The organism is Haladaptatus pallidirubidus (assembly GCF_020700235.1).
GTDB classification, from domain to species: domain Archaea; phylum Halobacteriota; class Halobacteria; order Halobacteriales; family Haladaptataceae; genus Haladaptatus; species Haladaptatus pallidirubidus.
This window is the reverse complement of sequence record NZ_CP085307.1, coordinates 513,746-538,210: the sequence shown is the minus strand read 5'-3', so window position 1 is coordinate 538,210 and position 24,465 is coordinate 513,746. Positions and strand designations below refer to the sequence as shown.

Below are 24,465 nucleotides of genomic sequence, written 5' to 3'. Positions count from 1 at the left end.
AAATCTATCGGTTATCATTGTACAATATATTATAGAAATATATGATTATCGTATATTGTCCTCAAACACTCCAAAATATGGGTATAATCTCCCTGGGGAATTCCACATTACCTTCCGAAATATATCGTACGACAGGCTCGATTTTTATTCCGATACGTGATTCCTCGAGAGAATCTCTTCGGTTGCGCCGAGAAGCGCAGTAAGCCCATCTGCCGCGGATGAAAGCTCTACATGCTCGTCGTATGTATGTGCTTGTGCCAAATCACCTGGACCCCAAGTGATCGCTTCAATATCGGCGTCGTTGATAAAGTTACGAACGTCGGTAGACGCGCTTACCCCCCATGGTTCTGGAGACACATCAGCAACCCGTGCGGAGTGTTTCTGGAATACATCTGCAAGTACGCTGTCCTCGGCTATCGCGGCTGATTCGTACGTCCGTGTCCGGTTCCAAGAGATAGAGATACCGTGTTCGTCCTCGACATTGCCCACGAGCGCATCGATTTCCGAATCGATTTGCTGGATGCTTTCATCTGGGAGAAAACGCCGATCAATAGTGATCTTTGCCTCCTCAGGAACAACGTTCTCTTTCGTTCCTGCTTCGAACATCGTTACTGTCGAATACGCTTGTCCGACCAGACTATCACTCCGTTCTCTCACATCGGTGTCGTACTCATCGAGTGCGTCTAACAGGGGTTTTGCGAACTGAATCGCGTTCGTTCCCTGATCTGGTCGACTCGCATGTGATGGGTCGCCCGTGACCACGATTTCGTACCATGCCAGACCCTTTTCGCTCGTTGCGGTGTGCAACCGAGTCGGCTCGAGAACGACACCATAATCTCCGTCATACCCGCTTTCGAGCAGGGTCTTCGTCCCCGGTTCGGCCGTTTCTTCACCGATCGCAGCGTGAAAAACGAGCGAGCCCGGAAGTTCTCCGGATTTGATATCGTCCGCAAGGTGAGCCACCGTCAACATTCCTATTGCAACGCCGGTCTTCATATCGACGCTACCACGACCGTAGAGACGTCCGTCTAAATCATCGCCGGCATACGGATCGTGCGTCCACTGATCGCGGTCCCCCGCTGGTACGACGTCGATATGACCGTTTAACACGAGTGTCGGTCCTCCGCTCCCAACCTTGACGCCAACCTGGGGTCGGTCAGGATATGGTTCATCGATAACGTCCGCTTCGATACCACGTTCTTCGAACCAATTGGCGATATACTCCGTGCACGCTTTTTCGTTACCAGGCGGATTTTCCGTCTCGATACGAACGAGGTCTCCAATCAGGGTAGTCAGCTCTTCTACTTGTTCCGTGTTGTCCATGTACAAACGTACTCTGCATTCTTCAAAACATTTGTGATTAGGTGTATATTGTCCACCTATAAGTTCCTCCTCGAAACTATTTTCTAAAATAAAGATTTCGATTGTATATTATTCTGTAAGGTTTCAGCTTACTTTCTGAGATTCTAATATGGATTAGGTCCCTGGAAGCGTTCCGTTCCCCTCTGCATTGATGTCGATCGCGACGTTCTTCGTTTGAAGATACGAGTCTAATGCTTCCAATCCCTTTTCGCGACCAATACCGCTGTATTTGTGGCCACCGAACGGCGTTTGCGCCGTATCTCCGAACCACTCATTCACGTAGACGTTGCCCGCCTCGAGGTATCGTGCGAGACGGTGTGCCCGAGTAATGTCATTCGTGAATATTCCTGCTGTCAGCCCGTACTTCGTATCGTTAGCTATTGATAGTGCCTCCTCTTCGTCACGAAAGGAGATCACCGAGAGTACCGGGCCAAATATCTCCTCCTGAGCGATCCGCATCTCGTTTTGAACACCAGTGAAGATCGTCGGTTCGACAAAGTAGCCCGGTCGGTCGGGTACATTTCCACCGGTTAGCGGTGTTGCACCCTCTTCTTTTCCGACTGCGATATACTCCAGCACCCGATCTTTGTGTTCAGCAGATGCAAGCGGACCCATATCGGGGTCGGCTCTTCCTGGGCCGATTTCATACTCGTCAACTACCGATACGATTCGATCGACCAATTGATCGTGGATATCTTCGTGAACGAGGAGACGATCGGCTGCTGAACAGACCTGCCCGGCGTTCGTGAAAATGGCGGTAGCGATGCTTTCGGCGGTCCTTTCGAGAGATGCATCGGGGAATACTATTGCTGGATTTTTCCCGCCGAGTTCGAGTGTCACCGGTGTAACGGTGTCTGCCGCGTTCTTCATGATCGATTGACCTGTCGCGACGCTTCCTGTGAAGGTGATCGTATCGACATCGGAATGTGACACGAGCGGTTGTCCAGTCGATTCACCAGTTCCAGTTACGACGTTGACAGCACCATTTGGAAGGCCGGCTTCAGAACAGAGTTTGGCAAGTCGGAGAGTCGATAGTGCTGTCTGTGGTGCCGGTTTGACGACGACCGTGTTGCCGGCAACTAACGCCGGTGCGACACCCCGAGCAAACAGATTCCCGGGAAAATTCCATGGCGTAATCTGTGCACTCACTCCGTATGGTTCACGGAGCGTGAAATCGACTTGGTCCGGCCCAATTGGGACGCTTCGTCCCTCGAGCTTATCAGCAACCCCGGAATAATATTCGAAATATCGCCACGCACCGCGCATATCGCTTTGTGCCTGGGACATCGGTTTCCCCTGGTCTTTGCATTCGATCGCCGCTAACTCGTCGGTAGAATCGCGGATCCGTCTCCCGATGCGATGGACGATACGACCGCGTTTCTCTGGTGAAACATCTCGCCACGATTCGAAGGCAGTACGAGCAGTTGTGATAGCTTGGTCGACATCTCGTGAGCCAGCCACCGCTATTTCTGCGAACGAATCGCCCGTCGCGGGGTCGTAGGTCGAAATATATTCGTCCGTGGATGGGGCCACTTGTTCTCCACCGATGAAGAGGGAATATCGTTCTTTGAAAGAGATATCTGGTTGAACCATGCTCTTTCTGTGTTCGCCATAACGATAGTACTTTGGCAATAATACAGTAATAAGTCACTTGGCAGAACAATATTCGTATATCGAGTAACTATTAGGACTACGGACGAAATTGGAGGATAGTCAAACCGAAGTTTGATAGTAAATGCCACGAGACTTTTTAACATGGGATTTTCCGAAAAAACGGTGATAGTAACGGGGTCCGGTTCCGGGATGGGTCAAGCCATCGCAGAGAGGTTCGCGTCCAAAGGGGCAGCAGTCGTGTGTGCTGATATCGATGACGATGCTGCCACCCAAACTGCTGAGAAAATCGAACACGATGACGGTACTTCACTTGCACTTGAAGTCGATGTCTCGTCCGAGAACGAGGTGAAAACGATGATCGAGCGAACAGTGGCGGAGTTCGGTTCGCTCGATGTGTTGCACAACAATGCGGGCATCCCTCAACAGGCGACCCCGGTCGAGGACGTTTCTGAGACGGAATGGGATCAGATCATCTCTGTCAATCTAAAAAGCGCCTTTCTCGGGGTGAAATACGCTGTCCCGCATCTTCGCGACGGCGGTGGCGTCGTCCTTAACACTGCATCTACGGCAGCGATTCGACCCCGAACCGGACTTTCGGCATACGTTGCATCAAAAGGCGGGATGGTCGCTTTGACAAAGCAACTTGCCTACGAACTCGCACCGTCCATCCGGGTAAATGCCATCTGTCCCGTGGCGACGGATACGCCGATGCTGTCGAAGTTCGCAGGGGAAGACCTCAGCGTAGCCAGTATGCGAGAGACGATTCCACTCGGACGCCTCGCCGAACCGGTCGACATCGCCGCGGCGGCTACCTTCCTCGCAAGCGATGACGCCGAAATGATAACGGGAACCGCCCTCGAGGTCGACGGCGGGAGGGATATCTAATGGCAACGAAGGGGGCCATTTACGACGAAGTCGATGATCGACGCAATGAGATCGTTTCCCTCCTCTCTTCGTTTCTCGAAATCCAAACGGAAAACCCACCGGGTAGAAATTATCGAGAAGGTGCCGCCTTTCTCGATACGGTGCTTTCGGAACGGGGATATGACGTCGAATTAGTCGACGTTCCCGAAGATGTCGTCGAGCACCACTATCCGGAGCGATCCCATTTGGAGCGGGTCAACGTGCTAGGTCAGAAAGTGTTCGGGGATGGCCCGAACATCCACTACACCGGTCATTACGATGTCGTTCCTGCAGGAGAAGATTGGACCAGAGACCCGTTCGACCCGACGATAGAAGACGACCGGATTTATGGACGCGGTGCCAGCGATATGAAATCCGGTATCGTCGCCAGTCTGTTTGCGATCGACGTATTGGAAGCCGTCAATGTTGAATTGGAAGGGTCAGTCACACAGAGCATGACGGTTGACGAAGAAACCGGAGGGTTTACTGGTCTCGGATATCTCGCACAGGAAGGTCACCTCGATGGCACCGATTATTGTGTCTATACTGAATGTTTCGACTCCTCTCGGGTCTGTCTTGGTCATCGTGGAGTTCTGAAGTTCAAGGTCGTGACACAGGGACGAAAGGCACACGGCTGTATGGCCCACGATGGAATCAACGCTATTTCGACGATGAACGATCTCTTAACGCGCATCGAGGAGTATCGAACCAGGCTCCATCAACGGACGACCGATCTTCCGGTTACACCAAGCGAATCTCGACGAGCGGACATCTCGGTGACGATGATGGACGCGGGCTACTCCGAGAATGTCGTTCCGGACCGCTGTACGGCGACGTTCTATCGGGTACTCGTTCCAACCGAATCGGTCGCGGATGTGCGAAACGAGATTCGAGAATTGATAAGGGAAACGGAGGACAGCATGGATGCCTCTCTCGATTATGATGAAATCATGTTCGCGGAACCGACGAGCGTATCCCAGGATTGCCAAGTGAGCCAAACGTTCGCCCAAAATGTCGAGTCGTTTTACGGGAATTCCGAATTCGTCATCTCCCCCGGTTCCGACGATCAGCGCTTTGTCGTCAATGACGCAGGTATCAATCAATGCATCGTGTACGGCCCTGGGCGTCTGGAACAGGCTCATGTCGAGGATGAATACGTAATGATCGAAGACATTCTTACTGCGATCAAAGTGATGGCAGTTTCGACTGCACAGCTCATCGGCGATTTGGACGAATAGTTCGTCGCTACCTATCAGAAGTCGGTTCTTTAAGAACTGTTCGGAGAAAACCGAGGCGTGGGGAATAGTTGCAGTATTACTAAAAATCAATTGATCTTCATTATATACCGTAGACGAACAAACGGAAACAAATTTGTAGAAATAGATGTCGATTTTATGTATTTGACTGCCTATCGACACAATTGAACAATATTCTGCGAATGCCAATTAATTTAGAAGCATTTACCAAAAAGCGTGCTTTACATATATGTTAGAGCGTGAAACTAGCATAATGACGAAGGGATATTCAGCGAGTGATGATTTCGATGAGGTCGACTTGAAATTGCTTACTTTTATCGAAGATGATTTTGACGTAAGCTTAGATAAGTTATCCGATGAATTAGAACTTTCGAAATCAGCAGTCCATTATCGGCTCAACAAAATGAAAGAAAGCGGCGTGATCAAAGGTATCACTGCCGACTTGAATCCAGAACCTTTCGAACTGGATATGGTGGCGATCACTGAGGTATCCGTCACCCACGAGAAGGGGTATTCGACCGATATTGGGAACAAACTCGCTGATATCAATGGCGTCGAACAAGTGTACTATACGATGGGTGATGTCGACTTCATGGTTCTCACCCGTGTACAGGATCGAAATCGGATGAACGAAGTCATCGATCAGATGGTTGCTATCGATGGTGTTAATGAAACATCCTCTCGATTTGTCATGGATGAAGTGAAGAACAATCCGAAATTCATGGATAATTTCTCTCAAGAGTGAGCCAAAGAAATCGTTGAGACGATCACTACACTGTACGCGCTCATTATCAATATCTGTCTTGGAGTATCGAGAGGCGCTACGGTCGCAGTACAGGACGGAAGGAGTTGCCGAACAATTCACTGTGGCCTTTTTACCGATAACACGACAACTGACGACCTCTCGAAGACACTGCCAGCCTTCCCGCATCCGTTATCAATCTGGAACACAAATCCACGAAGAATTAGTCAATTCACATGTGAATGAGGTAACCGTATTAAAATTCATTAATGTCCCGGCACAAATCGCACCTGGTCTTGCTCCGCTACCATTTCCAAAGTTGTTGAGGGGGATAAATTACAGGGAACAACAGATGGGCGAGTGTTTCAGTTGGTGGTTCAGGGGAATACATTTGACTGGGTGAACCCGTTTGTCTCTCAAATCTCCGCATCAGTATCGCTAAAGAGAAGATGATACTGCGCCTCCTAAAATGTAACAATTCACTGATGATATTTGTTGCCATGATAGACGCCATAAGTTTCTTTCCTCTGTACTCGGATCGCCGACAACGGCAGTGTCAAGCGTGGAACTGGGTAACAGAGACACGACTGGACTATTTTATTTGTATATCCCTACTCGGTCACACCATGGCACGCGTGCGAGCAGGAAGGAGGATGTGGCGGGGTACAGGGTGGAACGGGAGTGATGGTGCCAGACCCACTGTGGGCGACCCATTCAGGGTGTCAGAGGCGACCACGCCACAATTGGGTCTTTGTGGGGTTCGGTATATGCTTTGTGCTACTGTTCGAAAATAAGACAGTCGAATAAACGACCATTGATGGGATCTTCACTATTCTATGGGAAAGCCTACGAGCGCGTACTGCGCACCCAGTCATCAGATTACAGGTTCTGCTCCGCTAAAAGAACTTTAGAAAAATCACGCCTCAATATCGACTGGCACCCGTTTGAACCCCATCGTCCGAAAATCACTGTCGAAGGCGAACAGATGCTCTATCTTGTACTCTTGAGAGAGCACCTCACTGTTTAATCGACAAAGGAAATTTGCTGGCCGTCGTAGCGTTCAAACTCCTCACACGCCGCGTCGAATGTCTGCTTTCTCATCGGCAAAATATCACACTTTCCCAGTGGTCCGAAGTGATACTATTCTCCATACTAGAACCTACTCCAGTAGGAACGACAGAAGCTAACTTTCGGAATCCTCCGTTCTGGACTGGCCGTGGGTAGCCGCCGTCCCCGAGAACGCATACATACTTGCACCGAGGAATGTCCAAAAAAAGACGATACCCCATTCAAAGGGCCAGGAGAGTGCCGACGGTGCGCCCGGAAGGTACAATCCAACAAAAAATACAGTCAGTACGAATGCGAGTGCACCGAGGGCGCGGCCGTACGGCAGTTTGAGTGGACGATCCATCTCGGGTTCACGTCGACGCAGCACAAAGAACGAAACAACCACCAGAACCCATGCGAGGACAAGGCCGAACCCACTCGCGTTGACAATCCAAATCAGCATCTGTTCACCAAACAGGGGTGAAAACACCGAGAGCCCGCCAATGAGGAGAAGGGCGTTCTTAGGCGTCTTGTGCTCGGGATGTATTTCACTCAGTGGCTCGGGTACCATTCCGGATTCGGCGAGCGCGTAGACAGCACGGCTAGCACCAAGTAGGAATGAGTTCCAACTTGTGAGAATTCCGGCGATGCCCGCCAGGGCCATGATGCGACCGATTAACAGGCTATCAAATAGAGTTTCCATCGCAGCGGCAGCGGGGAGCGGGCTTTCGACGAGCTGCGAGCCCGACATCGACTGCCCGGAGGCCCAGATGACGGCGATGTAAAACAGCGCTGCAACGCCGACTGCAACAGGGATGATAAGCCCCAGTGTCCGTGGCGAGACGTCGGCCTCGCCGGCGGCCTGCGGGATCACGTCGAACCCGACGAACATGAACGGCGTCATAATAGCGACAGTGAATATACCACCCGCTTCGACGCCACTAAACGGCGGCGTGGATGACGAGGTGCCGTTTACGACGGCACCGATAATCAATGTGATACCTGCCAGTCCAATAATCACAGTAAGGAGCGTTTGGAACTGGGCTGCGGGCCGAACACCGCGGTAGTTCAACAACGTCATCACGATTGCACCTACACCGCCGACGAACACCCACGTAGCATAGACCGGTTGGCCAGCGATCGTCCAGAGCTGAATCGCGCTAAAACCGGGAACAATATATGCAAGTGCCGACGGCAATGCGACCACTTCGAATACGACGACTCCGACGTACCCCAGCACGAGTGCCCACGTGCAGACGAATGACCCGAGCGGTCCGAGTGCGCGAAGACTGTAGACGTGTTCACCGCCAACGTACGGCATCGCAGATGCAAGTTCGCCGTAGATAAGGCCAACAACAGAAACCATCACTCCGCCGAGGATAAATGCGAGTATTGATCCGTCAACGCCGCCCGCATTGATCCAATAGCCGGATTGAATTATCCAACCCCACCCTATCATTGCTCCAACCGCTAAGACGAAGAGATCCCGTTTTGTTAGTACGCGATCGAATTTGTCACGTGTTATCTTGCTACTCATACGTTCGAAATTTCATCGCTAACATATATATTATATCGTCTGTATCTAAAAGAACGAATCTCTCCTTCGTTTTAATCTGTGTTATAACGAGAAGAATAATTCATTCATCATCTCATATATACTCCGATTCCAGAACTGTCGAACAAAATTACAAAGCCCTCGTATCTAGGATCGTTATTGACGTGCTTTCTCCGCTACGACAGGTGTTTCGCTAATCATGCTTCGATTCGACAAGAGAAAACTGAGTTCCAGTCAATATAATGGAGTGAGAACACGTTGATGGCTAAACTCAGATATTTCCCTAATCAATCATAATAACTGATTCTTTACTCAATGATTGGCGGAACCGGTATACTCATGAAAATATTGTCAATATTGGTGTCAAGAAACATTATGGTATAGCTTCCTATCTGCTGTATCCTTCCACTCCCTTTACCGCCATTCGAGACCAGATGGGTTTGATGGAGGTGAGAGTGGGCTCGTTGGGAGGCCAGGTGTCGGTTCCGGGCGATTGTACGCTCGCGGAGCGATATCATTTGGTGAAGAGGGATAGAACAACGACGCAAGTGCATGGATATGTTGCCGTCCAACGCCGAGCTCGGTTTGCCCTCCCCCATACATTTTGATGTCGTGATCGAGACAGTACTCAATCGTATCGAACAACGGTTTGAGCGCCCCAAAGCGCGACGGTTTGATATTGACCCAGTCGGGTTCAAAGGGCAACTCTTCGATACTCTGGATTCCTGTTATCGGCGCATCCCAGGTGATTCGATGGTCAACCCCGTCGAATAACAACCGCGTCTCGGTAGTCAACACTGGGTCTTCGATGAGCGCATCCGGAAATTGGTCGATAATCTGTCGATAGAGTATCGGATCAGGGGGCTGATCAACCATTGTGCCTCGGTATTGGCCTTTAAAATCCAAGATTCGGATCGTCTCAGTTGCTGCAAGATCATTGATTAGGGCAGCCGACCAATCAGAGGTTGCGTCGAGTTTGAACTCTAAATTAGAATCCAATTCGAGCCAGGTCGCTATCCGGTCAAACGTCGGCGGGTCTCCGAGCCGATTGCTCACAACAAATCGAACAGGATCATACTCGCGGTCGAAGATGGTAGCGAGATTTAGGCCGGCCTGTTTAAGCGCAAGGTCGAGAGCGGCGCTCTCAAACGCCCACCGACGATAGAACAGGGAGGCTTTTCGCTCGGGTGGTCTCCCAGGAAAGAGATCTATTTCATTGAGTGCGGCTGAGAAGGATTCTATTGAGTACTCGCCTGCAAGAGGGAGTGTAGCTGGTGACTTTGTGAGTGTCCGATGGTCTACATGATCGTAGGTTACATCTTCTCCATATCCTTCCATTCCTTTCCCAGATAATGAAATTTGGGTGCAAGGGCGAGTAAAAGTAGGGACGGATGGTAATTCGTCTTGCACATCTAATACGACACTTGCCCTGGCGAAATCGCCGGAGCTATTTTCTTCCTTGAAGTGAAGATCGTAACTCTCGATCGTGAATTCCAAATCCCTCACCCGATCGTATAACTCCATAAGTAGACATTCGACTCCGATCTATCTATACATAACTGGTTTACCAAATACACCATTCTAATAAATATTATATCAAACAAAAGGATATTATACCCTTCCTGATCAATCTACGAGTATATGAACAAATGAAAATAAACTGTCAATTACTCTGTTGTCTCCAGGATGGTTCTCCAGTGGTGCTCGTATTTCTTGGAATGAGTCGTTGACCGCTCGTTTTTCCCTGTAGTGAGCGGTGAGTTCGATAATATACCCATCAATCCCCGTGACGATGACGAGTTCACGCCAAATAACGTCGCAGTAGACGATGACGACTCAAACAATTGAAAACACAGCTCCAGCACACGCATCTCCCCAAGTTCGCAGATAAGGGCTATATTGAGTGGACCCCCAACACAGGGACGATTCGTCGAGGACCCAACTTTGAGGAAATCGCACCACTCCTCACCTTGATCATATAGGTGAGTTACCCGACGACTGGCCATAACCCACAAACATTTGAAACCGAATTTATGGGAGCTGGACCACACACTCCTTCTATCTCTAGAATATTGGTTAGAGTGGGAGAGTCAGAGAGACTCGGGTGATAGTATCGCCGTTTCAACTAGCTTTTAGCTTAGCGTTCCGGTGTTTCCTCAATGATGTCATTGCTGAAGTGAAAATGGTTGAATGGTTGGATATGCCGCTTGCGCATCATCTCTGCCGATTCAACCGTCATGCCTATGTCATGCAATACATCCGTAATGCGCGTGATATCGTGGGTACTCGTACCGACGACCTCAATGTAAATATTCTGTTGCCCAACGAGCTCTCCTGAACATCGATGACCCCCTGCACGTCGAGCACTTGCTCGACATATTCGGCACGCTTGGTTGGTGGAGCTGTGCACACAAATTGCACGCGAAGAGGAAGGTTCGCCGCCTCATAATCGATTTCGGGATAATAGCCGTTAATGATTCCATCGTTTTCAAGCGCTTCGATGCGGTTGCGCACCGTACTCGCAGATGTACCCACTGTTTCAGCAATCTCTTGAGTAGTTGTATTGCGAGCATCGCGCTGGAGATGATACAGGATCCCGCGATCAACATTGTCCAGTCCTCGGCCCATACTCCAGAGTAGATAGTAAGAGGTGAGAAGTGTGTGAGAATGTGAGTAACAGGCAAACGATTTCTTTAGTCACCGATTCACTCGGTTCCTCAAACGACGAGAGTTCTGTAAAACCTGTGGTGTTTAACTCGATATAAAATGTTACCGAGATGAATCCATGTTGCTTGATAACAAACTTTCAGTGCTCTCAAACAGTCATAGACGCCTACTTCTTCGTGCACTCTCAAACAATTCTGCGCATAACGCTCTCACAATATCCCCGAATGCTATGAAGACAGACGGTGGCGACCAAGAGCACAAAATAGCATTACACCATGTCCATCTTCCACGATTAGAAGATCATGGCATCATCGTCTGGAACCGAGAGGCGGAAGCGGTGACAAAAGGTCCACAATTCGACGAGATCGAACCGCTACTCGAAGTACTCACAGAGACTCACAGTATGCCACCCACTGGTGTTCCCGACTGATTGATCACGATCGAAAACTGCCACGTTCGTGGCAGTTCAGGTACGGAGTGGCGATTGGTTGGGACCCATTCGAACTCCGTACCACTTCGCCCTTTGCGCTAATCCTGTTTAACCCTACTGTGATTATTCGGGTTACTGATTTAGTATCTGATTAATGAGTGTAGAAATTTCATCTCTTATTGCTGATTTCATCGAACTCACCCCAGTCATCACTGCGAAATCAGCAATAATATTACTATAACTTGCGTATTCATGAAAAACGGTGTGTGATTATATGGGCAAATCTGATGATCACTGGTAAATTAGCAATATGACTGTTCGGGGATGAGTGCCTTTGATACGTCTTGACGCGCATAGTCTCATTTATGATGGACAGTTCTGTTGGGCGAGTTCGGTGGCTTCAACAACAACTGTCTTGTGAGCAACGACAGAACGGTATGGACAAGCCCGGCGTTCCCGGGCAAATGGTTGGGACCCATGAAGGACTTATCTAATCAACAACAGTCGATCGAACTGCTCCAACAACTCGGCTTGAAAGAATACGAAGCAGGGTGTTTCGTGGCGTTAGCACGCCTCCCGAAAGGGACGGCCAAAGAGATCAGCGAAACCTCCGACGTACCACGAACACGCGTCTATGATGCGATTCGAGTGTTAGAATCCAAAGGGCTTGTCGAGATCCAGCATTCGAATCCGCAACAATTTCGCGCCGTGCCGATCGAGGAGGCCGCCGAGACACTACGCCAAGAATACGAATCACGGACGGACACACTTATCGAGGCGATAGAGAACATCGAACCCGCAATTCCGGATGATGATGAGGAAATCACACACGAAGTTTGGGCGCTCTCGGGTGTGACGCCGATTGAAAATCGCACCCAGCAACTCATCGATGCCGCCGGGAGAGAGATCGTACTCATTGTCGGGCGGGAAGAGGTTATTACTGATGGGTTGCTTGAACGGCTCCAAGAGGCGCTCGATACGGGTCTCGATGTGTTGGTTGGCACACAAACCGAGGAGCTTCGTGAGCAAATTGTAGAGGCACTGCCCGATGCAGAAGTGTTCGTCTCCGGGTTAGAGTGGTTGCACAGTTCACCCCTTGAGGCCAACGACGACACGACGATCAGTCGGTTGCTGTTGATCGACAAGAACACGATTCTCGTGAGCTCGGTGCATGAGACGGATACCGGTGGGATTGAGACGGAAAAGGCAGTGTTTGGGAGAGGGTTCGACAATGGAATTGTAGTGATTGCCCGACGACTAATGGCGACGGGATTACCACCGCGACAAGATCCCGATACAACTGTGGACGATTAGTCCTCGGTGCGACAGCATCGAGAGTTTTTAGCTGGGAGCAACGTGAACGGCGCCAGTGCTGTGGACAGTGACGGAGTAGCCAGTGTAGGTGAAGGAGATCGACACAGTCGTATCGGTGTTCCGTGTCAGTGCTGGTGCAATAATCTACGGATTAACTGATTCGCCAGTCGGCCACCTAGCTTGGATCGTGGAAAAGTTCCAGGAGTGGACCCATGGCACCGAGCGCCCCGAAGACGCGGTCGACCGCGACCGGCTACTTACCAATGTGATGCTCTATTGGCTCACCGCCACTGCTGACTCTTCTGCCCGTCTCTATTATGAGGATGCCCACTCTGACCAGTGGCCCCAGCCCTCCGATATTCCTACCGGTGTCGCAGTCTTCGCCGAGGACGTCGCCATCCGACGCTATGCCGAGCAAACCAACAACATCGTGCACTGGTCGGAGTTCGATCGTGGCGGCCACTTTGCTGCCATGGTTCCCGAGTTGCTCGTCAATGACCTGCGGGAGTTCTTCCGAGCGCTCCGGTAACCGTAGATCTGAATGCTCTTGTTATCTCCCCGCACTTAATTCTGAATGAGTGTACTCTGAGCCATAGCTATTGACCAATCCCCATGCTCTCTTGTTGCTACAAACGTTTGATTCGCTTTAGAACCTTCTTCGAATTTATCCTTCTCTCCGATATCCCGATTATCTGTGATGTGTTTGAGGCAGCTAACTACTGCGACATCTGAGCGGATAAATGTGATATTCTTGATGTCTGTTTTCGTTGGAACGTCAACCAAGGCTGTCTTCACTGCCTCTTTCATGACTTAGTAGAACGCATCTCGTCCGACGATTCGCCGTCCAGCAACATTAACAATAATAGTATCTTCCGTGTGGAGCTGGCTATATTTGTCAGGATTATCCTGGAATCGCTCTGCATCGGCAATTAATTGTTTAACTGACCGAATATCTTCTTCTCGTTCGTTGCCAAAGACTCCGACACCACTAATTTCGATGTTCTTTGTCATCGCAAAACGTACCATACAAGATCTCATCAGCTTATTGGGCAGATATTGAAGAAGTCCCGTACTGTTCTGGGTTGCGGACGGTCTTCGAGCGTCGATACCGGGCAATCCGACCGCCCCAGTCCTCGCAGATGAGCCACCACTCTGGCGCGGTGAATCGCTCGCAGTGCCGAGAGGTGTCGACGGAATCGGTTCAGCGGGTGAACGTAGTTCCGTTATCTGCTTCACCGAACTCGTGGTACTGCCACGCGTGGATGAGTTCGTGGCGAATAGTAGAACTGAATTGTTCCCAGCCGTGGTGCTGGTAGGCCTTCCAGGTCAGCGCAATCGTGATCTCGTATGCTATGAACCAATACTGACAATTCCTACAGTCTCATTATACTATCCGCTAACGAATTAGGAAACGATCTAATGAATGACCAGATCACATTGCAGGCAGCACTCAACGGTGGTCGTATGCATCCGACCGTCCCTCACACGCCAGAAGAACTTGCAGTGGAGGCTCGTGCGGCAGTCGACGCCGGAGCTACTTCACTTCATCTCCACCCGTATGATGAGGACGGCCGTGAGACACTTGCGCCAGAACCGTGCGCTGCAGCGCTCCACGTAGTCCGATCCGCATGCCCAGGAATCCCGATTTCGCTTAGTACGTCCGCGGATATCGAACCCGATCCGGAACAGCGATATGAACTCATTGCTTCCTGGACTGAGCTCCCAGATCTCGTAACAGCTAATCAAGGTGAGAAGGGAATTCACGAGCTCTGCGAATTGCTTAATGAACGAGATATTGGGATTGAGGCTGGTCTATTGTCCCTCGAGGACGCGCTCATCTTCGTCGCATCGGACATCGCCTCACAGTGCGTACGGGCAATGGTCGAGCCACTCGATTCGAACCCGGATGACGCAGTCGTCCACGCTGAGGCCATTGAAAAGACACTTGATGAAGCTGGAATCAGTCTTGAGCAAGTGCATCACGGAGATGGCATTGCGTCGTGGGCCGTTAATCGACGTGCTGTGGCGCGGGGACATGCTATCCGCACGGGTCTGGAGGACACGACAGTCCTGCCTGATGGACGTCCTGCCTCTGGGAACGGCGAACTTATTGACGTTGCTGTCTCAATGTTGGCAGAAAACAAGCCATAGGACTAGGCCATCTACGTAAGTGCGATCAGATTTTCATTCGTCGCTGAGTCGTACTTCATTACTCCCGGCTGTCGTTGTACTCGGTGCGAGACCTAACAGTCGATCGCTTTGACGGGCAAATCTAGGAAGTGCTCAGTCGCGACGTCGATCATGTACTCTTGTGCTTGGGCGAGTAGGCCCATCGGTGTCTCGGGGGTATCATCACTCGCAGTATCCGCACTCTCCGTCAGCGTTCGCTGGTCGGTGGTATCCGAGACCGTCAGTTGGCGTGCCATAGCTAAAAACAGCTGAAACAGGTGGTTAGGTCGGCAGTTCCTTTCGACCGGTTCGGACCCATTCCCAGCACGGGAAGTCACCAAGGCCGTCACAGTCGCAATTCTCGGGCGTTGTGTCGTCTGTCTTCTGCGCGCATTGCTGTTCCGACCTGTATCTACAGGCGGGTCAGGCCAAGTGTCTCGGAGCATTGTCTTGGGGCTATTCACTCGATAGACGCGCTGAAGAACTCTTTGACGATTGTTTCTTCAGCGCGATGAAGTACGATGCTTGTCGTCGATTTACTGACGTCCAGTGTAGTGGCTAAATCGGTGAGCGAGCACTGCCGTGGCGTGTCGTAGTAGCCTTGTACGATCGCTTCGAGCATGAACTCCCGCTGGCGGTCGGTTAAGAGGTCTATTGGAGTAACCGACTGAGTGACCCGGTCGACCTCGAACCTGAAACCCGTCTTCGCTAACTCGTCTCTGAACTCTGACAGCCGCTCATGTGAGGTCGTGAGTTCACAGACAATCCAGCCGTCCTCGATCGTGTATGGAAGCTGTGGCAGATTCCCCGAAGTGAGGAACGCACGAAAGGGTGCAGGGATGAACGGAAGCTGGAACTGCAGCAAGACTGTCTGTTCGTCCACATGGAGGACGTTATAGGACGGTACTCTCGTCTCCGGTGCATCTTCGAATAGATCGAGAACGACCGCTGGGTCCGACATGGTCGCTTCCAACACGACGAGCAACCCGTCTTTGGCTGGGTAGGCACTCAGGAGGCGAAACCTGTCGTTCGGATACTCCCTCGATAGCTGGAAGGGACCACCAAGGGAATTTCCCGGCGGTTTGAATCGAACTCGGGCTCTGGGCATACACTGTACTATCGGTGAGTGACCTTATCCGCGTCGCCGCGAACATGTTCGAGTACATCACCATTACCACTGTTCTCGTAGAAACCACTATGAACCCCTCTGAGAACGGGACGACAGATAATACGTCGAACCAGCAAGAGGCTCGATCGCGAAATGATACTCAATCGAACGAGGTATTTTCCGTGGAGCGGACGGTACGTGCATTGCTTGGAGTGGAGGCCGCATCCTTCTTCTCCGCTGCTTTGGTACACGCAGGAATACTCATCCAAGGATACGATCACCAAGAAGCGATGATCGCCGAGAGCGTGATTGGTACTGTTCTGCTCGTTGGCTTAGCGATGACGTGGGTTCGTTCGCGCTCGATGTTCTCGATTGCCGCTGGTGTACAGGTATTCGCGCTGTTGGGAACGTTCATCGGTATTTGGACGATTATAGTTGGAATTGGCCCCAGAACCATCCCGGATATCATTTATCATGTCGTGATAGTGTTCGTGTTGGCGTTTGGCCTTTTATTGACATGGCGTTCTCGCTGAGTTGAAAGGCGGTGGCGGTTGGTCGTTTCTACAGGCGGAACAAAGCGAGTGCCTTGGGGCTTGACCCCGAGACAATCCACCGTCGGTATATTGTACATTACCACCAATGAGCTTCATAAGCAAACTCAAAGAGCTCTTCACGACGAAGAGTGATGCGCGATTTGAATGCCAGATATGTGGTGAAACCTTCGATATTCGGCTGTAACCGTTCCATGGGTCGCAGATACGCGTAGGATTGAGTGACTGTCTGCGTATGGGCGGCGTGAAACATCTCGGATGGCGAAAGCGGAGAACTATGGATTTTTTTCAGGAGAGTGATCCTCGCCATACGTATCCCGGAACTCCTGAATTAGTTGCCCAGTATTAGCGTACCACTGATTGAGCATTCGTTGGAGTTCATCTGCGATCTCGTTTGGGTCGGAGACTCGATACACATGGTGATATCCTCCCTTCGGACAACTTTCCTGTTCTTGCACAGCAACTCCAGCTTCTTGGAGCCGTCTAACCGAACGGTACGCGGTCGTCCGTTCCCGATCGATGAACTTCGCAATTTGATCTACGGTTAGCGGCTCTGGACTCTTTTCTAACAGTCTAAATATACCTCTGTCGAGCTCATTCAGCCCGAACATACAGTCAAGAAGACCCTCACATTCCCGTTCATCTTGAAGTTGTTTCTGTACGGCGTCTGGCATTGTTATCGGCACTTGGCGCTGCTGCCAGATAAAGATTGCATTCTAATTGCATACTTGTACGCATCTCCGCAATCCTATTGTGGTTCTATAAAGTACAGTTCGAATTTGAATAGGAAGTATTCGGCAGCTGTATACCCGAAAATCCTGCATTTTAGGTCATTTGGTAGTACTCGTCTCTGGCAGCGACAACCTTATGTTTGATATCCTCATTGCACTAGCTATGCAAACATCTGATGGCGACGGTTTGGATTACGATGTTCTCATCATCGGCGGCGGGCCTGCGGGCTTGAGTGTCGCACTCCAGTTAGGACGCTCACTCCGGAGCGTTCTGGTCTGCGATAGCGACGAGCCTCGCAATGGTCCAGCAGCCGAATCCCACGGGTATCTAACGCGAGATGGCATCGCTCCACATGAACTCCGCCGCCTCGGTCGTGAAGAAGTGGCGAGATACGGCGGCGAGTTCCGAGATTCGCAGGTGACGAATGTCTCCAAAGACGAAGACGGATTCACGAACACACTTGATACCGGCGAAACGGTCACGAGTCGGAAGGTCGTTCTAGCGACTGGTGTCAGTGACGTGCTACCCGATACCGACGGATTCGAGGAGTTGTGGGGGAGCGGCGTACATCACTGTCCCTACTGTCACGGCTACGAAGTTCGTGGTGAACAGCTTGGAGTCTTTATCAAGGCTCCAGAGGGGCTCGAATATGCCAAACTTATCTACAATCTGAGTGAGGATCTCGTTGTATTCACCGACGGGCGGGACGTCTTTGATAAGGAAACTCGAGCAGCGTTCGTCGACCGAGGGATCGTGATTGAAGACGAACCGATCAGCGCACTCAACAGCTCCGAAGACGGGCTTGAAAGCGTTTCACTCGTAGATGGTCGCGACGTAGCCCGCCAGGCTCTCTTCTACCCTCCACCGATAGAGCAGCACAGCGAACTTTCTGAACAGCTTGGCCTCCAGGTGAACCAAGCTGGGCTCGTCGAAACAAAACGGTCACAACACGGTACTGGATTCACATCGGTCGATGGGGTATTCGTCGCAGGCGACGCCGCAAGCGGCTCTTCTCAATCAATAGCGACTGCTGTCGGCGACGGAACAGAGGTTGGTGCGACCGTTAATATGGAGCTCTCCAAAGAAACATTTGAGGAAGGGCGGTAAACATGGACAGAACGCTTGAGGATCTCGCGGAACGCTTCTCGAAGATAGCCCATCGCTATGACGATAAGCACGACAGCGAGGAGAAGCCGGTATACAATGCGTGCGCCTCGCTCGTCATCGACCACGCAGACCCGCGTCCCGACGACGTGGTGCTCGATCTTGGAACAGGTACGGGCCTGATCGCACTCGCACTCGCTGGAAACGCTGAACACGTCGCCGGTCGCGACATCAGCGAGGGGATGTTAGAACAGGCGCAAGTGAAGGCAGCTGACAGCGGTATCGATAACATAGAGTTCGGCTATGGTGAGTTCCGTGACCCACAATATAGCGGCGAGGTGGACATCGTTGTCTCGAACTTCAGTCTGCACCACCTACCCGACGAAGAGAAACGTGAGGCCATCGAGGCCATCGTCGATCTCAGCCCGCGCCGATTCGTCCTCGGTGACGCGATGTTCTTTAGCTCGCCCGACCCGGAAGAACCGTTGTTCGGTCATGGGGTCGATGCGGCAACTGTTGGAATGCTCGTTGACGTACTTACCGACGTCGGATTCGTGGTGACGGCGGTTGAGCGCGTACACGATCAAGTGGGCGTTCTCGTCGCTGATAGGTTCGATGACGATACGTAAGTAGATACTCGAGAAAATATACAACTGAGAAGTAAGCATTGGCGCTCTATCCCCGTAGAGAGACCAGCGACTTGACGCCTCACAAGGGCCGATTTAGCGCGACCATCTGCATCGTCGTACAAAAGCACACGCTCATATGAATGGACTACACCGCCCTACGCGCTTCGCGCGGTGAGGACGGGGCTTCCTGTTTCCACAACGCGCTTTGCAGACACAACAGCGTCCATAGGGAGCGATACACCACACGACCAGTCAGTTGTAGCTGGAGAGCCAAGAATTGTATCGTATATTACGCGAGAAGAGAATAGCGGGTTACTGTAATTGGCGTGAAAAAGCGCGATACTCGCGGCCAGTATACAGAGGAAACGAGATGAGGATGTTCTTGTGGCGATCAAGGAGTCGGAGTTGCCCGCTGTACCTGCTCGGTGGGTAGCGGATACACTTGGGATTGAACAGCCAACCGCGCATCAACCGGTGAAACATTGCAGGAGTCCGAATCGGGTCACACGAACACAAAGACGAAGTAGAGTCAACACGAATGTCAACGTACGATGGGCACCGCAAACGATCAAATTCGCGTTAGCGATACGGTGAAGCGGGAGTTAGAACGCCGGAAACGAGAGGGCGAGAGTTTCAACGACGTTCTTGAGCGTATGCTCGGCGATGACCGCGGCGATTTCGTTAATGGATTTGGTCGTTGGTCGGACGAAGAGGCAGAACGCGTCCGTGAGGGTCGCAAACAGGGTAAAGAAAAGCGAAAGGCACGGATGCACCGACTCGGTAGAGGCGATGCGTGAAGATTCTCGACACATCATTTCTTATCGACTATCTCGCAGGTGTTGAGTCTACCAAAACGTTCTACAAGGAAGCAGGCGGTGCCGAGGAGCAGTGGATCATTCCTCTCGTTGCGTATGCCGAGGTGGTGGTCGGAGCAGGCAACCTTCCGGATGGTGACGTAGACGGTGTGCGTGCTGATCTCTCGTGGGGTGAAGTATATGTTACCGACGAGCGGACAGCGGTCACTGCAGGAAAAATTGCAAATGAGATTGCACCCGGTGGTCCCTATCTTGACGGACCTGATGCACTTATTGCTGCTGTTGGCCGTGAACTGAATGCACCAGTGGTTTCAGGGGATGGCGACTTGACTCACGAAGAGACGCAGAATGTGATTGACGTCGAAGAGTACCGATAAATCTCTTCGGAGCATCGTCGGTCGCTGCCTTCGTACCTGTGATAGACAGTACAAATCGTTAGCGCAATGCTATCTTCGTTGGTTGGCAGTATCTTGCTACCTTCCATTTCGACCTTCGTGTTATGGTTGTTGAAGAACGACGGCCTGTTTACCCTAGAAGATCTGCAAGCGTTACGAGGTCGGGTTAGTTCGGCAGAGGAACCGAAATTGTAGGAGACAGGTTCGTCGCCTGATTTTATTAATTTGTTCTGGTCGGTATGGTATCTCTGTTATTGACACCGTGCGCCGAAGTTTTGTGTCACATACAGGCGGCCGTCAGGTCCAACTTGGACACCAATGCCTTCGATAGCCCACTTTTCAGATAAGATATTTTGCCGATGGCCATCGCTTTGCATCCACTGCTCAACGCTTCTTTCTGCTGCTTTCGTCGGTGATTCGTCACTGGCGTAGTTGTAGAGAATATTCTCGCCCCACGCTTGACACGAGATGTCATACTTGTGGTAGCGATCGCCCACAGTCTCACCATCCGGAGCGGTATGAGCAAAATAGTCCCTGTCGATCATATCTTGACTGTGGTACTCAGCGACCCGTTCGAGATTATCACCGTGTCCAAGTGATGGTAATCCCCGCTCGGTTCGGATGCCATTAATTCGATCGTGGATCTCTTGTTCGACCGTTTCCTCGAACTCCTGAGTCGATCGAGCGGTTGCTTGGCTCGTCACGGCTGTGGCCGCTACTGTACCCGTACCGACCACTGTAGTTGCGTTTCGGAGAAATTGTCGTCGATTGAGTTTCGACATGCATCGTTGTGTCTCGAGGATACCAGTATTACTATTAATTCGCTAATGACGTTTGCTACAAGTTTGAACGGAAAACAATAGACCAAAATTCTCGTAAACGGTTTAAACAGTAGGTGAGGTAGTATTTTCGTCAAAGAGTATTCGGATGTTCGAAAAAAGCAATTGATTTCAATATAGTAACGTGATTCGAATAAAAAGACTCGGCCACATAATTCACAAATGACCTAGCACATATCTCTGTATGGACGACCTGCCGCCAATCGGACTTGGCACATATAATAACACAGACTCCGAGCACTGTACAGACGTCGTTGCTACCGCATTGGAAATGGGGTATCGCCACGTCGACACCGCTCAAGAATACAACAACGAAGTACCTGTTGGCAATGGTATCAGCCAAGCAGACGTCGACCGCAAGGATGTATTCCTGGCGACGAAGGTCTGGGACGACAAACTATCGTATGAGGATGTGCTCTCCAGCACAGAAGAGAGCCTCGACAAACTGGATGTAGACAAACTGGATCTACTGTATGTTCATTGGCCGCGAAACACCTACGAGGCTGCGGATACGCTACCAGCGTTTGACAAATTGTACGACAACGGGACGATCGATCACGTTGGAGTGAGCAACTTCACGCCAGAGCAACTCAACGAGGCGCGTAAGACCCTCGACGCACCAATATTCGCTCACCAGGTAGAGATGCATCCGCTGCTCCAGCAGGAAGAGTTACAGAAATATGCCCGCGAGCACGACCATTGGCTCGTCGCTTATTCACCAGTTGCCCGGGGAAAGGTGACTGAAGTGGATACGATTCAAGATATCGCTGAAAAGCACGATGCCACACCGTATCAGGTCTCGCTCGCATGGCTGAAAGCGAAAGAAAACGTCGTTGCCATCCCAAAGACAGCAACGAAAGAGCACTTGCAGGACAATATTGAAGCGCGAAAAATCGACTTGGACGATGACGACATAGAGGCGATTGACGGTATCGAGCGCGAAGAACGCATCGTTGATCCCGACAATGCGCCGTGGAATCAGTAACGGGATAACTATCTTGGACGCTCTCGCGAATTGTCAATCTTATGCGGTCAGTCAGATTGAGCGACATTCGCATCGGTAACACGACCAAGGAAGAGCATGGTGCCGGTCGGTCAATGTCGGATCAAAAAGTAGAACGGTCGATCGACAGTCATCTTGAATGAATTGAGCGCTGCTGATGACGCTCGTACCTCGACAGCAGTAGCGGCCGCCGCCTCAGTTCCCGCTTCATCAACAGCGACGTAGCTCTTGTGGAGTACATCATCGATTTGCAGTCTTTCGCCAGTCTTTTCGAGGTAGGTCATTCCGCTGAAGTCAGCAGCGTCTGAGAACGCAATCGATATCCCGAGCTTTGCAAGCGTCTTCTTGAGTTTAGATGAAGAGTTGTATCACAAGATGAGGGATGTCGTTATCTATGAGACCGAGCACACCCGTTTCCTGCTCGGCGAGGAATTCAGGAATCCATGCCGGATCATCGATCTCCTTTCCTTGATGACGAATGGAACCGGTAACATTTCTGGGCGCGTTTTCAGTCATCTCTACTGTAGCAGATAGGTACGGTAAAAAATGGTTTTGAAAATTCTTCGATATGATAAATACGTCCCACTGATTTGGGAGTCCTTTGAGGAAGGGTCCGACCTAAGAAATCACGGTCAAGGAGATCTTCTGCATACCGTTCGCAAGTGAGCAAGTAAGGAGAAAATGAAGGGTCAAAAATCGATTGACACCTTACCCCGATTCTCCAACTGTTAAACTATACATCGAGCAGATCACCAAACTCGTGGAGACTTTCGACGGTTAGATGTGGCTCATCCAAAAACGCTTCCCACTCAGTCCCTGTTCGATTGAGCCATACTCCTTGCATTCCGGATTGCAAAGCACCATGCACATCATTCCATGAGGCAGTTACATGCGCAAGTCTGGTGATAGGAGTCTTCGTTCGGACAGCGGCATGTCGATACAATCGTTGGTCTGGTTTGTAGAGTCCAATCTCCGAGGCACTGATCGTTCCCGAAATGATGTCATCAATTTCGGTGTGGTCAACTAACGTTGCAAGCATATCGAGATCACCATTCGAGAGCACGTAGACATCATAGCCATCGTCAGTGAGACGTTTGAGTCCAGTGCGCACGTCATCAAAGACAGTCAGTCGATCGAGGGCAGTGAGGATTTCCTCTTGGTCAGTTGGAGAAACGGATGCACCCACCGATTGAAGCGCATAACTGAGCGAGTGACGATATTTGTCTCTACAAGGACGGAATTCCTCAAATTGAGTGGCAACGATGCCATAGATCTTTGATCGTTGGAACCAGATCGTAGCAGCTTCTCGTGCTTTGTCGGTATACTCGGCGAGTGCATCCTCTAACGAACGCATGTCGACGAGTGTGCTATACGAGTCCACCAGGACTGTTTCAACGCGAGCTGCGTCAAACGAACTCATGCTGTCGTGATATCGATGATAAGGCATAACAGTTGGTCATAGATGGCGTCAAAGAGAAAGGAGAAGGCCTTTGTCGGGAGCGTAGTGATATCAGTCGTGCCTGGTAGCTCAGGCTGAGCAGAGCAACTCCTTTGTAAGGAGTTGGGCGACAGTTCAAATCTTTCCTAAGGCTTTCCTTCTAGCGTACCACCTAACTGGCACTACGATGAGATTCACGCCATAATACATGAATCAGTGTTTCGAACGCAATATTCAAAATGTGGACTCAACCTTATTACTCTCCTACTGGAAGCATCGATCGTGACCGGTCATCAACGACTAATTCGTCGATCGATAGTGTTCCAGCCCCGATTGACACGAGGGCGAACGAAGCCAGACACAGCACGATAGTGAGCTCTGAATCAGAGAACCCCTCTGGAAGATGAACTAGCAGCGTCGCAGCGAGCATATTAATCGCAACTGCGAACGCGGCAAAACGCGTGAGGAAACCCACTAGAATACAGAGCCCACCGACGAGTTCAACGAGTGCAACGATCCATGCAACGACAGATGGTGCTGGAATACCGAGACCGGCGAGGAACCCCGTAAACTGAGTCATTGGCATCGTGGCTGGGCCGATCGAAAACAACTTTCCGATACCATGAATAAGCATGATACTTCCAACTGCGAGTCGAATTAGCAGCGTACCAATCGAGAGATTGAGGGTCATAGTTGAAATTTGTCGAAAAAGGAGAAATAAGTTCATATTGCAGCGAAATATTCCGGCTACCTCTCTTTTCAAGTATTATTCGATCCTGTTACTCTAGGAAA

Annotated in this window: 30 protein-coding genes and 1 pseudogene; 14 read left to right on the top strand and 17 right to left on the bottom strand. The window is 50.8% G+C overall.

What is annotated here, in order from left to right; translation table 11 throughout:
- Positions 1–144 precede the first annotated feature (144 nt).
- Together LIX15_RS32290 and LIX15_RS32285 are read right to left on the bottom strand one after the other, a co-directional pair.
- Complete coding sequence (locus LIX15_RS32290) at positions 145–1,323, bottom strand: M20 family metallopeptidase (RefSeq protein WP_227778969.1); 1,179 nt, start codon at positions 1,321–1,323, stop codon at positions 145–147.
- Positions 1,324–1,476: 153 nt separating this feature from the next.
- Positions 1,477–2,955: an aldehyde dehydrogenase family protein gene (locus LIX15_RS32285; RefSeq protein WP_227778968.1), complete on the bottom strand. Its 1,479-nt coding sequence runs from the start codon at positions 2,953–2,955 to the stop codon at positions 1,477–1,479.
- Between the two features lie 162 nt (positions 2,956–3,117).
- Between LIX15_RS32285 and LIX15_RS32280 the strand changes: the two genes are divergently transcribed.
- The 3 genes from LIX15_RS32280 (at position 3,118) to LIX15_RS32270 (ending at position 5,880) form a co-directional block, all read left to right on the top strand.
- Positions 3,118–3,861 carry an SDR family oxidoreductase gene (locus LIX15_RS32280; RefSeq protein ID WP_227778967.1) on the top strand — a complete coding sequence of 248 codons (744 nt, stop codon included), beginning with the start codon at positions 3,118–3,120 and terminating at the stop codon, positions 3,859–3,861.
- Positions 3,861–5,117 (top strand): ArgE/DapE family deacylase, encoded by a 1,257-nt coding sequence (locus LIX15_RS32275; RefSeq protein WP_227778966.1) that lies wholly within the window; start codon positions 3,861–3,863, stop codon positions 5,115–5,117. Before LIX15_RS32280 ends, LIX15_RS32275 begins: the two co-directional genes overlap by 1 nt.
- 271 nt (positions 5,118–5,388) lie before the next feature.
- Positions 5,389–5,880: an Lrp/AsnC family transcriptional regulator gene (locus tag LIX15_RS32270; protein ID WP_227778965.1), complete on the top strand. Its 492-nt coding sequence runs from the start codon at positions 5,389–5,391 to the stop codon at positions 5,878–5,880.
- Between the two features lie 1,180 nt (positions 5,881–7,060).
- Here LIX15_RS32270 and LIX15_RS32265 read toward each other — a convergent pair.
- Positions 7,061–8,461 (bottom strand): APC family permease, encoded by a 1,401-nt coding sequence (locus tag LIX15_RS32265; RefSeq protein WP_227778964.1) that lies wholly within the window; start codon positions 8,459–8,461, stop codon positions 7,061–7,063.
- 432 nt (positions 8,462–8,893) lie between these two features.
- The gene (locus LIX15_RS32260; RefSeq protein WP_227778963.1) at positions 8,894–10,003 is read right to left on the bottom strand and encodes an enolase-like domain-containing protein; all 1,110 of its coding nucleotides are present in this window, start codon (positions 10,001–10,003) and stop codon (positions 8,894–8,896) included.
- Between the two features lie 320 nt (positions 10,004–10,323).
- Here LIX15_RS32260 and LIX15_RS33950 point away from each other — a divergent pair, with 320 nt between their 5' ends.
- A complete protein-coding gene (locus tag LIX15_RS33950; RefSeq protein WP_425556836.1) occupies positions 10,324–10,461 on the top strand; it encodes a hypothetical protein in 138 nt (45 codons plus the stop codon).
- Between the two features lie 259 nt (positions 10,462–10,720).
- On the opposite strand, the gene LIX15_RS32255 is transcribed toward LIX15_RS33950, so the two are convergent.
- The gene (locus LIX15_RS32255) at positions 10,721–11,107 is read right to left on the bottom strand and encodes an Lrp/AsnC family transcriptional regulator (RefSeq protein WP_227778962.1); all 387 of its coding nucleotides are present in this window, start codon (positions 11,105–11,107) and stop codon (positions 10,721–10,723) included.
- A gap of 157 nt (positions 11,108–11,264) precedes the next feature.
- Here LIX15_RS32255 and LIX15_RS33945 point away from each other — a divergent pair, with 157 nt between their 5' ends.
- On the top strand, positions 11,265–11,576 hold the full coding sequence (locus LIX15_RS33945; RefSeq protein ID WP_425556834.1) for a DUF7344 domain-containing protein: 312 nt from the start codon (positions 11,265–11,267) through the stop codon (positions 11,574–11,576).
- A gap of 477 nt (positions 11,577–12,053) precedes the next feature.
- On the top strand, positions 12,054–12,890 hold the full coding sequence (locus tag LIX15_RS32245; protein ID WP_227778960.1) for a TrmB family transcriptional regulator: 837 nt from the start codon (positions 12,054–12,056) through the stop codon (positions 12,888–12,890).
- Positions 12,891–12,917: 27 nt separating this feature from the next.
- Here the strand turns inward: LIX15_RS32245 and LIX15_RS33580 are convergent, their stop codons facing one another.
- The gene (locus LIX15_RS33580; protein ID WP_368410767.1) at positions 12,918–12,995 is read right to left on the bottom strand and encodes a HalOD1 output domain-containing protein; all 78 of its coding nucleotides are present in this window, start codon (positions 12,993–12,995) and stop codon (positions 12,918–12,920) included.
- Positions 12,996–13,035: 40 nt separating this feature from the next.
- Between LIX15_RS33580 and LIX15_RS32235 the strand changes: the two are divergent.
- A pseudogene (locus tag LIX15_RS32235) lies at positions 13,036–13,419 on the top strand (epoxide hydrolase); the annotation flags it as partial.
- A gap of 35 nt (positions 13,420–13,454) precedes the next feature.
- On the opposite strand, the gene LIX15_RS32230 reads toward LIX15_RS32235, so the two are convergent.
- The 3 genes from LIX15_RS32230 to LIX15_RS34160 all read right to left on the bottom strand — a co-directional run bounded on the left by LIX15_RS32230 (position 13,455) and on the right by LIX15_RS34160 (position 14,220).
- The gene (locus LIX15_RS32230) at positions 13,455–13,697 is read right to left on the bottom strand and encodes a hypothetical protein (protein ID WP_227778959.1); all 243 of its coding nucleotides are present in this window, start codon (positions 13,695–13,697) and stop codon (positions 13,455–13,457) included.
- A gap of 3 nt (positions 13,698–13,700) precedes the next feature.
- Positions 13,701–13,901 carry a hypothetical protein gene (locus LIX15_RS32225; protein ID WP_227778958.1) on the bottom strand — a complete coding sequence of 67 codons (201 nt, stop codon included), beginning with the start codon at positions 13,899–13,901 and terminating at the stop codon, positions 13,701–13,703.
- A 190-nt stretch (positions 13,902–14,091) separates the two neighbouring features.
- Complete coding sequence (locus tag LIX15_RS34160) at positions 14,092–14,220, bottom strand: hypothetical protein (protein ID WP_486327143.1); 129 nt, start codon at positions 14,218–14,220, stop codon at positions 14,092–14,094.
- Between the two features lie 89 nt (positions 14,221–14,309).
- Between LIX15_RS34160 and LIX15_RS32220 the strand changes: the two genes are divergently transcribed.
- Entirely contained in the window at positions 14,310–15,041 is a 732-nt protein-coding gene (locus LIX15_RS32220; protein WP_227778957.1) for a 3-keto-5-aminohexanoate cleavage protein, read from the top strand.
- Positions 15,042–15,133: 92 nt separating this feature from the next.
- On the opposite strand, the gene LIX15_RS32215 is transcribed toward LIX15_RS32220, so the two are convergent.
- Both LIX15_RS32215 and LIX15_RS32210 read right to left on the bottom strand, forming a co-directional pair.
- A complete protein-coding gene (locus LIX15_RS32215) occupies positions 15,134–15,316 on the bottom strand; it encodes a hypothetical protein (RefSeq protein WP_227778956.1) in 183 nt (60 codons plus the stop codon).
- A 203-nt stretch (positions 15,317–15,519) separates the two neighbouring features.
- Positions 15,520–16,167, bottom strand: coding sequence for a helix-turn-helix domain-containing protein (locus tag LIX15_RS32210; RefSeq protein ID WP_227778955.1), 648 nt, complete (start codon positions 16,165–16,167; stop codon positions 15,520–15,522).
- 44 nt (positions 16,168–16,211) lie between these two features.
- Between LIX15_RS32210 and LIX15_RS32205 the strand changes: the two genes are divergently transcribed.
- Positions 16,212–16,700, top strand: coding sequence for a hypothetical protein (locus LIX15_RS32205; RefSeq protein WP_227778954.1), 489 nt, complete (start codon positions 16,212–16,214; stop codon positions 16,698–16,700).
- A gap of 293 nt (positions 16,701–16,993) precedes the next feature.
- Here LIX15_RS32205 and LIX15_RS32200 read toward each other — a convergent pair whose 3' ends face one another.
- Positions 16,994–17,392, bottom strand: coding sequence for a helix-turn-helix domain-containing protein (locus LIX15_RS32200; protein ID WP_227778953.1), 399 nt, complete (start codon positions 17,390–17,392; stop codon positions 16,994–16,996).
- A gap of 220 nt (positions 17,393–17,612) precedes the next feature.
- Between LIX15_RS32200 and LIX15_RS32195 the strand changes: the two genes are divergently transcribed.
- The 4 genes from LIX15_RS32195 (at position 17,613) to LIX15_RS32180 (ending at position 20,375) form a co-directional block, all read left to right on the top strand.
- Positions 17,613–18,557 (top strand): NAD(P)/FAD-dependent oxidoreductase, encoded by a 945-nt coding sequence (locus tag LIX15_RS32195; RefSeq protein WP_227778952.1) that lies wholly within the window; start codon positions 17,613–17,615, stop codon positions 18,555–18,557.
- 2 nt (positions 18,558–18,559) lie between these two features.
- Positions 18,560–19,183, top strand: a complete 624-nt coding sequence (locus LIX15_RS32190) for a class I SAM-dependent methyltransferase (RefSeq protein WP_227778951.1) — start codon at positions 18,560–18,562, stop codon at positions 19,181–19,183.
- Between the two features lie 551 nt (positions 19,184–19,734).
- Positions 19,735–19,980, top strand: a complete 246-nt coding sequence (locus LIX15_RS32185) for an antitoxin VapB family protein (RefSeq protein WP_227778950.1) — start codon at positions 19,735–19,737, stop codon at positions 19,978–19,980.
- On the top strand, positions 19,977–20,375 hold the full coding sequence (locus LIX15_RS32180) for a PIN domain-containing protein (RefSeq protein ID WP_227778949.1): 399 nt from the start codon (positions 19,977–19,979) through the stop codon (positions 20,373–20,375). The genes LIX15_RS32185 and LIX15_RS32180 overlap by 4 nt, the downstream gene beginning before the upstream one ends.
- Before the next feature lie 269 nt (positions 20,376–20,644).
- Here LIX15_RS32180 and LIX15_RS32175 read toward each other — a convergent pair whose 3' ends face one another.
- Positions 20,645–21,175 (bottom strand): CAP domain-containing protein, encoded by a 531-nt coding sequence (locus tag LIX15_RS32175; protein ID WP_227778948.1) that lies wholly within the window; start codon positions 21,173–21,175, stop codon positions 20,645–20,647.
- Between the two features lie 241 nt (positions 21,176–21,416).
- On the opposite strand from LIX15_RS32175, the gene LIX15_RS32170 reads away from it, so the two are divergent.
- Entirely contained in the window at positions 21,417–22,217 is an 801-nt protein-coding gene (locus LIX15_RS32170) for an aldo/keto reductase (protein ID WP_227778947.1), read from the top strand.
- A gap of 110 nt (positions 22,218–22,327) precedes the next feature.
- Here LIX15_RS32170 and LIX15_RS32165 read toward each other — a convergent pair whose 3' ends face one another.
- From LIX15_RS32165 to LIX15_RS32150, 4 genes are all read right to left on the bottom strand, one after another.
- Positions 22,328–22,552, bottom strand: coding sequence for a serpin family protein (locus LIX15_RS32165; protein WP_265338476.1), 225 nt, complete (start codon positions 22,550–22,552; stop codon positions 22,328–22,330).
- Positions 22,553–22,586: 34 nt separating this feature from the next.
- Positions 22,587–22,751 carry a hypothetical protein gene (locus LIX15_RS32160; RefSeq protein WP_227778946.1) on the bottom strand — a complete coding sequence of 55 codons (165 nt, stop codon included), beginning with the start codon at positions 22,749–22,751 and terminating at the stop codon, positions 22,587–22,589.
- Positions 22,752–22,968: 217 nt separating this feature from the next.
- Positions 22,969–23,655 (bottom strand): haloacid dehalogenase type II, encoded by a 687-nt coding sequence (locus tag LIX15_RS32155; protein WP_227778945.1) that lies wholly within the window; start codon positions 23,653–23,655, stop codon positions 22,969–22,971.
- Positions 23,656–23,929: 274 nt separating this feature from the next.
- A complete protein-coding gene (locus LIX15_RS32150; protein ID WP_227778944.1) occupies positions 23,930–24,364 on the bottom strand; it encodes a DoxX family protein in 435 nt (144 codons plus the stop codon).
- Positions 24,365–24,465: the final 101 nt, after the last annotated feature.

What these genes read in the sequence shown, in the direction of transcription:
- LIX15_RS32290 (WP_227778969.1), bottom strand. Translation starts at nt 1,323, where the DNA reads ATGGACAACACGGAACAAGTAGAAGAGCTGACTACCCTGATTGGAGAC.
- LIX15_RS32285 (WP_227778968.1), bottom strand. Translation starts at nt 2,955, where the DNA reads ATGGTTCAACCAGATATCTCTTTCAAAGAACGATATTCCCTCTTCATC.
- LIX15_RS32280 (WP_227778967.1), top strand. Translation starts at nt 3,118, where the DNA reads ATGGGATTTTCCGAAAAAACGGTGATAGTAACGGGGTCCGGTTCCGGG.
- LIX15_RS32275 (WP_227778966.1), top strand. Translation starts at nt 3,861, where the DNA reads ATGGCAACGAAGGGGGCCATTTACGACGAAGTCGATGATCGACGCAAT.
- LIX15_RS32270 (WP_227778965.1), top strand. Translation starts at nt 5,389, where the DNA reads ATGACGAAGGGATATTCAGCGAGTGATGATTTCGATGAGGTCGACTTG.
- LIX15_RS32265 (WP_227778964.1), bottom strand. Translation starts at nt 8,461, where the DNA reads ATGAGTAGCAAGATAACACGTGACAAATTCGATCGCGTACTAACAAAA.
- LIX15_RS32260 (WP_227778963.1), bottom strand. Translation starts at nt 10,003, where the DNA reads ATGGAGTTATACGATCGGGTGAGGGATTTGGAATTCACGATCGAGAGT.
- LIX15_RS32255 (WP_227778962.1), bottom strand. Translation starts at nt 11,107, where the DNA reads ATGGGCCGAGGACTGGACAATGTTGATCGCGGGATCCTGTATCATCTC.
- LIX15_RS33945 (WP_425556834.1), top strand. Translation starts at nt 11,265, where the DNA reads ATGTTGCTTGATAACAAACTTTCAGTGCTCTCAAACAGTCATAGACGC.
- LIX15_RS32245 (WP_227778960.1), top strand. Translation starts at nt 12,054, where the DNA reads ATGAAGGACTTATCTAATCAACAACAGTCGATCGAACTGCTCCAACAA.
- LIX15_RS32230 (WP_227778959.1), bottom strand. Translation starts at nt 13,697, where the DNA reads ATGAAAGAGGCAGTGAAGACAGCCTTGGTTGACGTTCCAACGAAAACA.
- LIX15_RS32225 (WP_227778958.1), bottom strand. Translation starts at nt 13,901, where the DNA reads ATGACAAAGAACATCGAAATTAGTGGTGTCGGAGTCTTTGGCAACGAA.
- LIX15_RS32220 (WP_227778957.1), top strand. Translation starts at nt 14,310, where the DNA reads ATGAATGACCAGATCACATTGCAGGCAGCACTCAACGGTGGTCGTATG.
- LIX15_RS32215 (WP_227778956.1), bottom strand. Translation starts at nt 15,316, where the DNA reads ATGGCACGCCAACTGACGGTCTCGGATACCACCGACCAGCGAACGCTG.
- LIX15_RS32210 (WP_227778955.1), bottom strand. Translation starts at nt 16,167, where the DNA reads ATGCCCAGAGCCCGAGTTCGATTCAAACCGCCGGGAAATTCCCTTGGT.
- LIX15_RS32205 (WP_227778954.1), top strand. Translation starts at nt 16,212, where the DNA reads ATGTTCGAGTACATCACCATTACCACTGTTCTCGTAGAAACCACTATG.
- LIX15_RS32200 (WP_227778953.1), bottom strand. Translation starts at nt 17,392, where the DNA reads ATGCCAGACGCCGTACAGAAACAACTTCAAGATGAACGGGAATGTGAG.
- LIX15_RS32195 (WP_227778952.1), top strand. Translation starts at nt 17,613, where the DNA reads ATGCAAACATCTGATGGCGACGGTTTGGATTACGATGTTCTCATCATC.
- LIX15_RS32190 (WP_227778951.1), top strand. Translation starts at nt 18,560, where the DNA reads ATGGACAGAACGCTTGAGGATCTCGCGGAACGCTTCTCGAAGATAGCC.
- LIX15_RS32185 (WP_227778950.1), top strand. Translation starts at nt 19,735, where the DNA reads ATGGGCACCGCAAACGATCAAATTCGCGTTAGCGATACGGTGAAGCGG.
- LIX15_RS32175 (WP_227778948.1), bottom strand. Translation starts at nt 21,175, where the DNA reads ATGTCGAAACTCAATCGACGACAATTTCTCCGAAACGCAACTACAGTG.
- LIX15_RS32170 (WP_227778947.1), top strand. Translation starts at nt 21,417, where the DNA reads ATGGACGACCTGCCGCCAATCGGACTTGGCACATATAATAACACAGAC.
- LIX15_RS32160 (WP_227778946.1), bottom strand. Translation starts at nt 22,751, where the DNA reads ATGACTGAAAACGCGCCCAGAAATGTTACCGGTTCCATTCGTCATCAA.
- LIX15_RS32155 (WP_227778945.1), bottom strand. Translation starts at nt 23,655, where the DNA reads ATGAGTTCGTTTGACGCAGCTCGCGTTGAAACAGTCCTGGTGGACTCG.
- LIX15_RS32150 (WP_227778944.1), bottom strand. Translation starts at nt 24,364, where the DNA reads ATGACCCTCAATCTCTCGATTGGTACGCTGCTAATTCGACTCGCAGTT.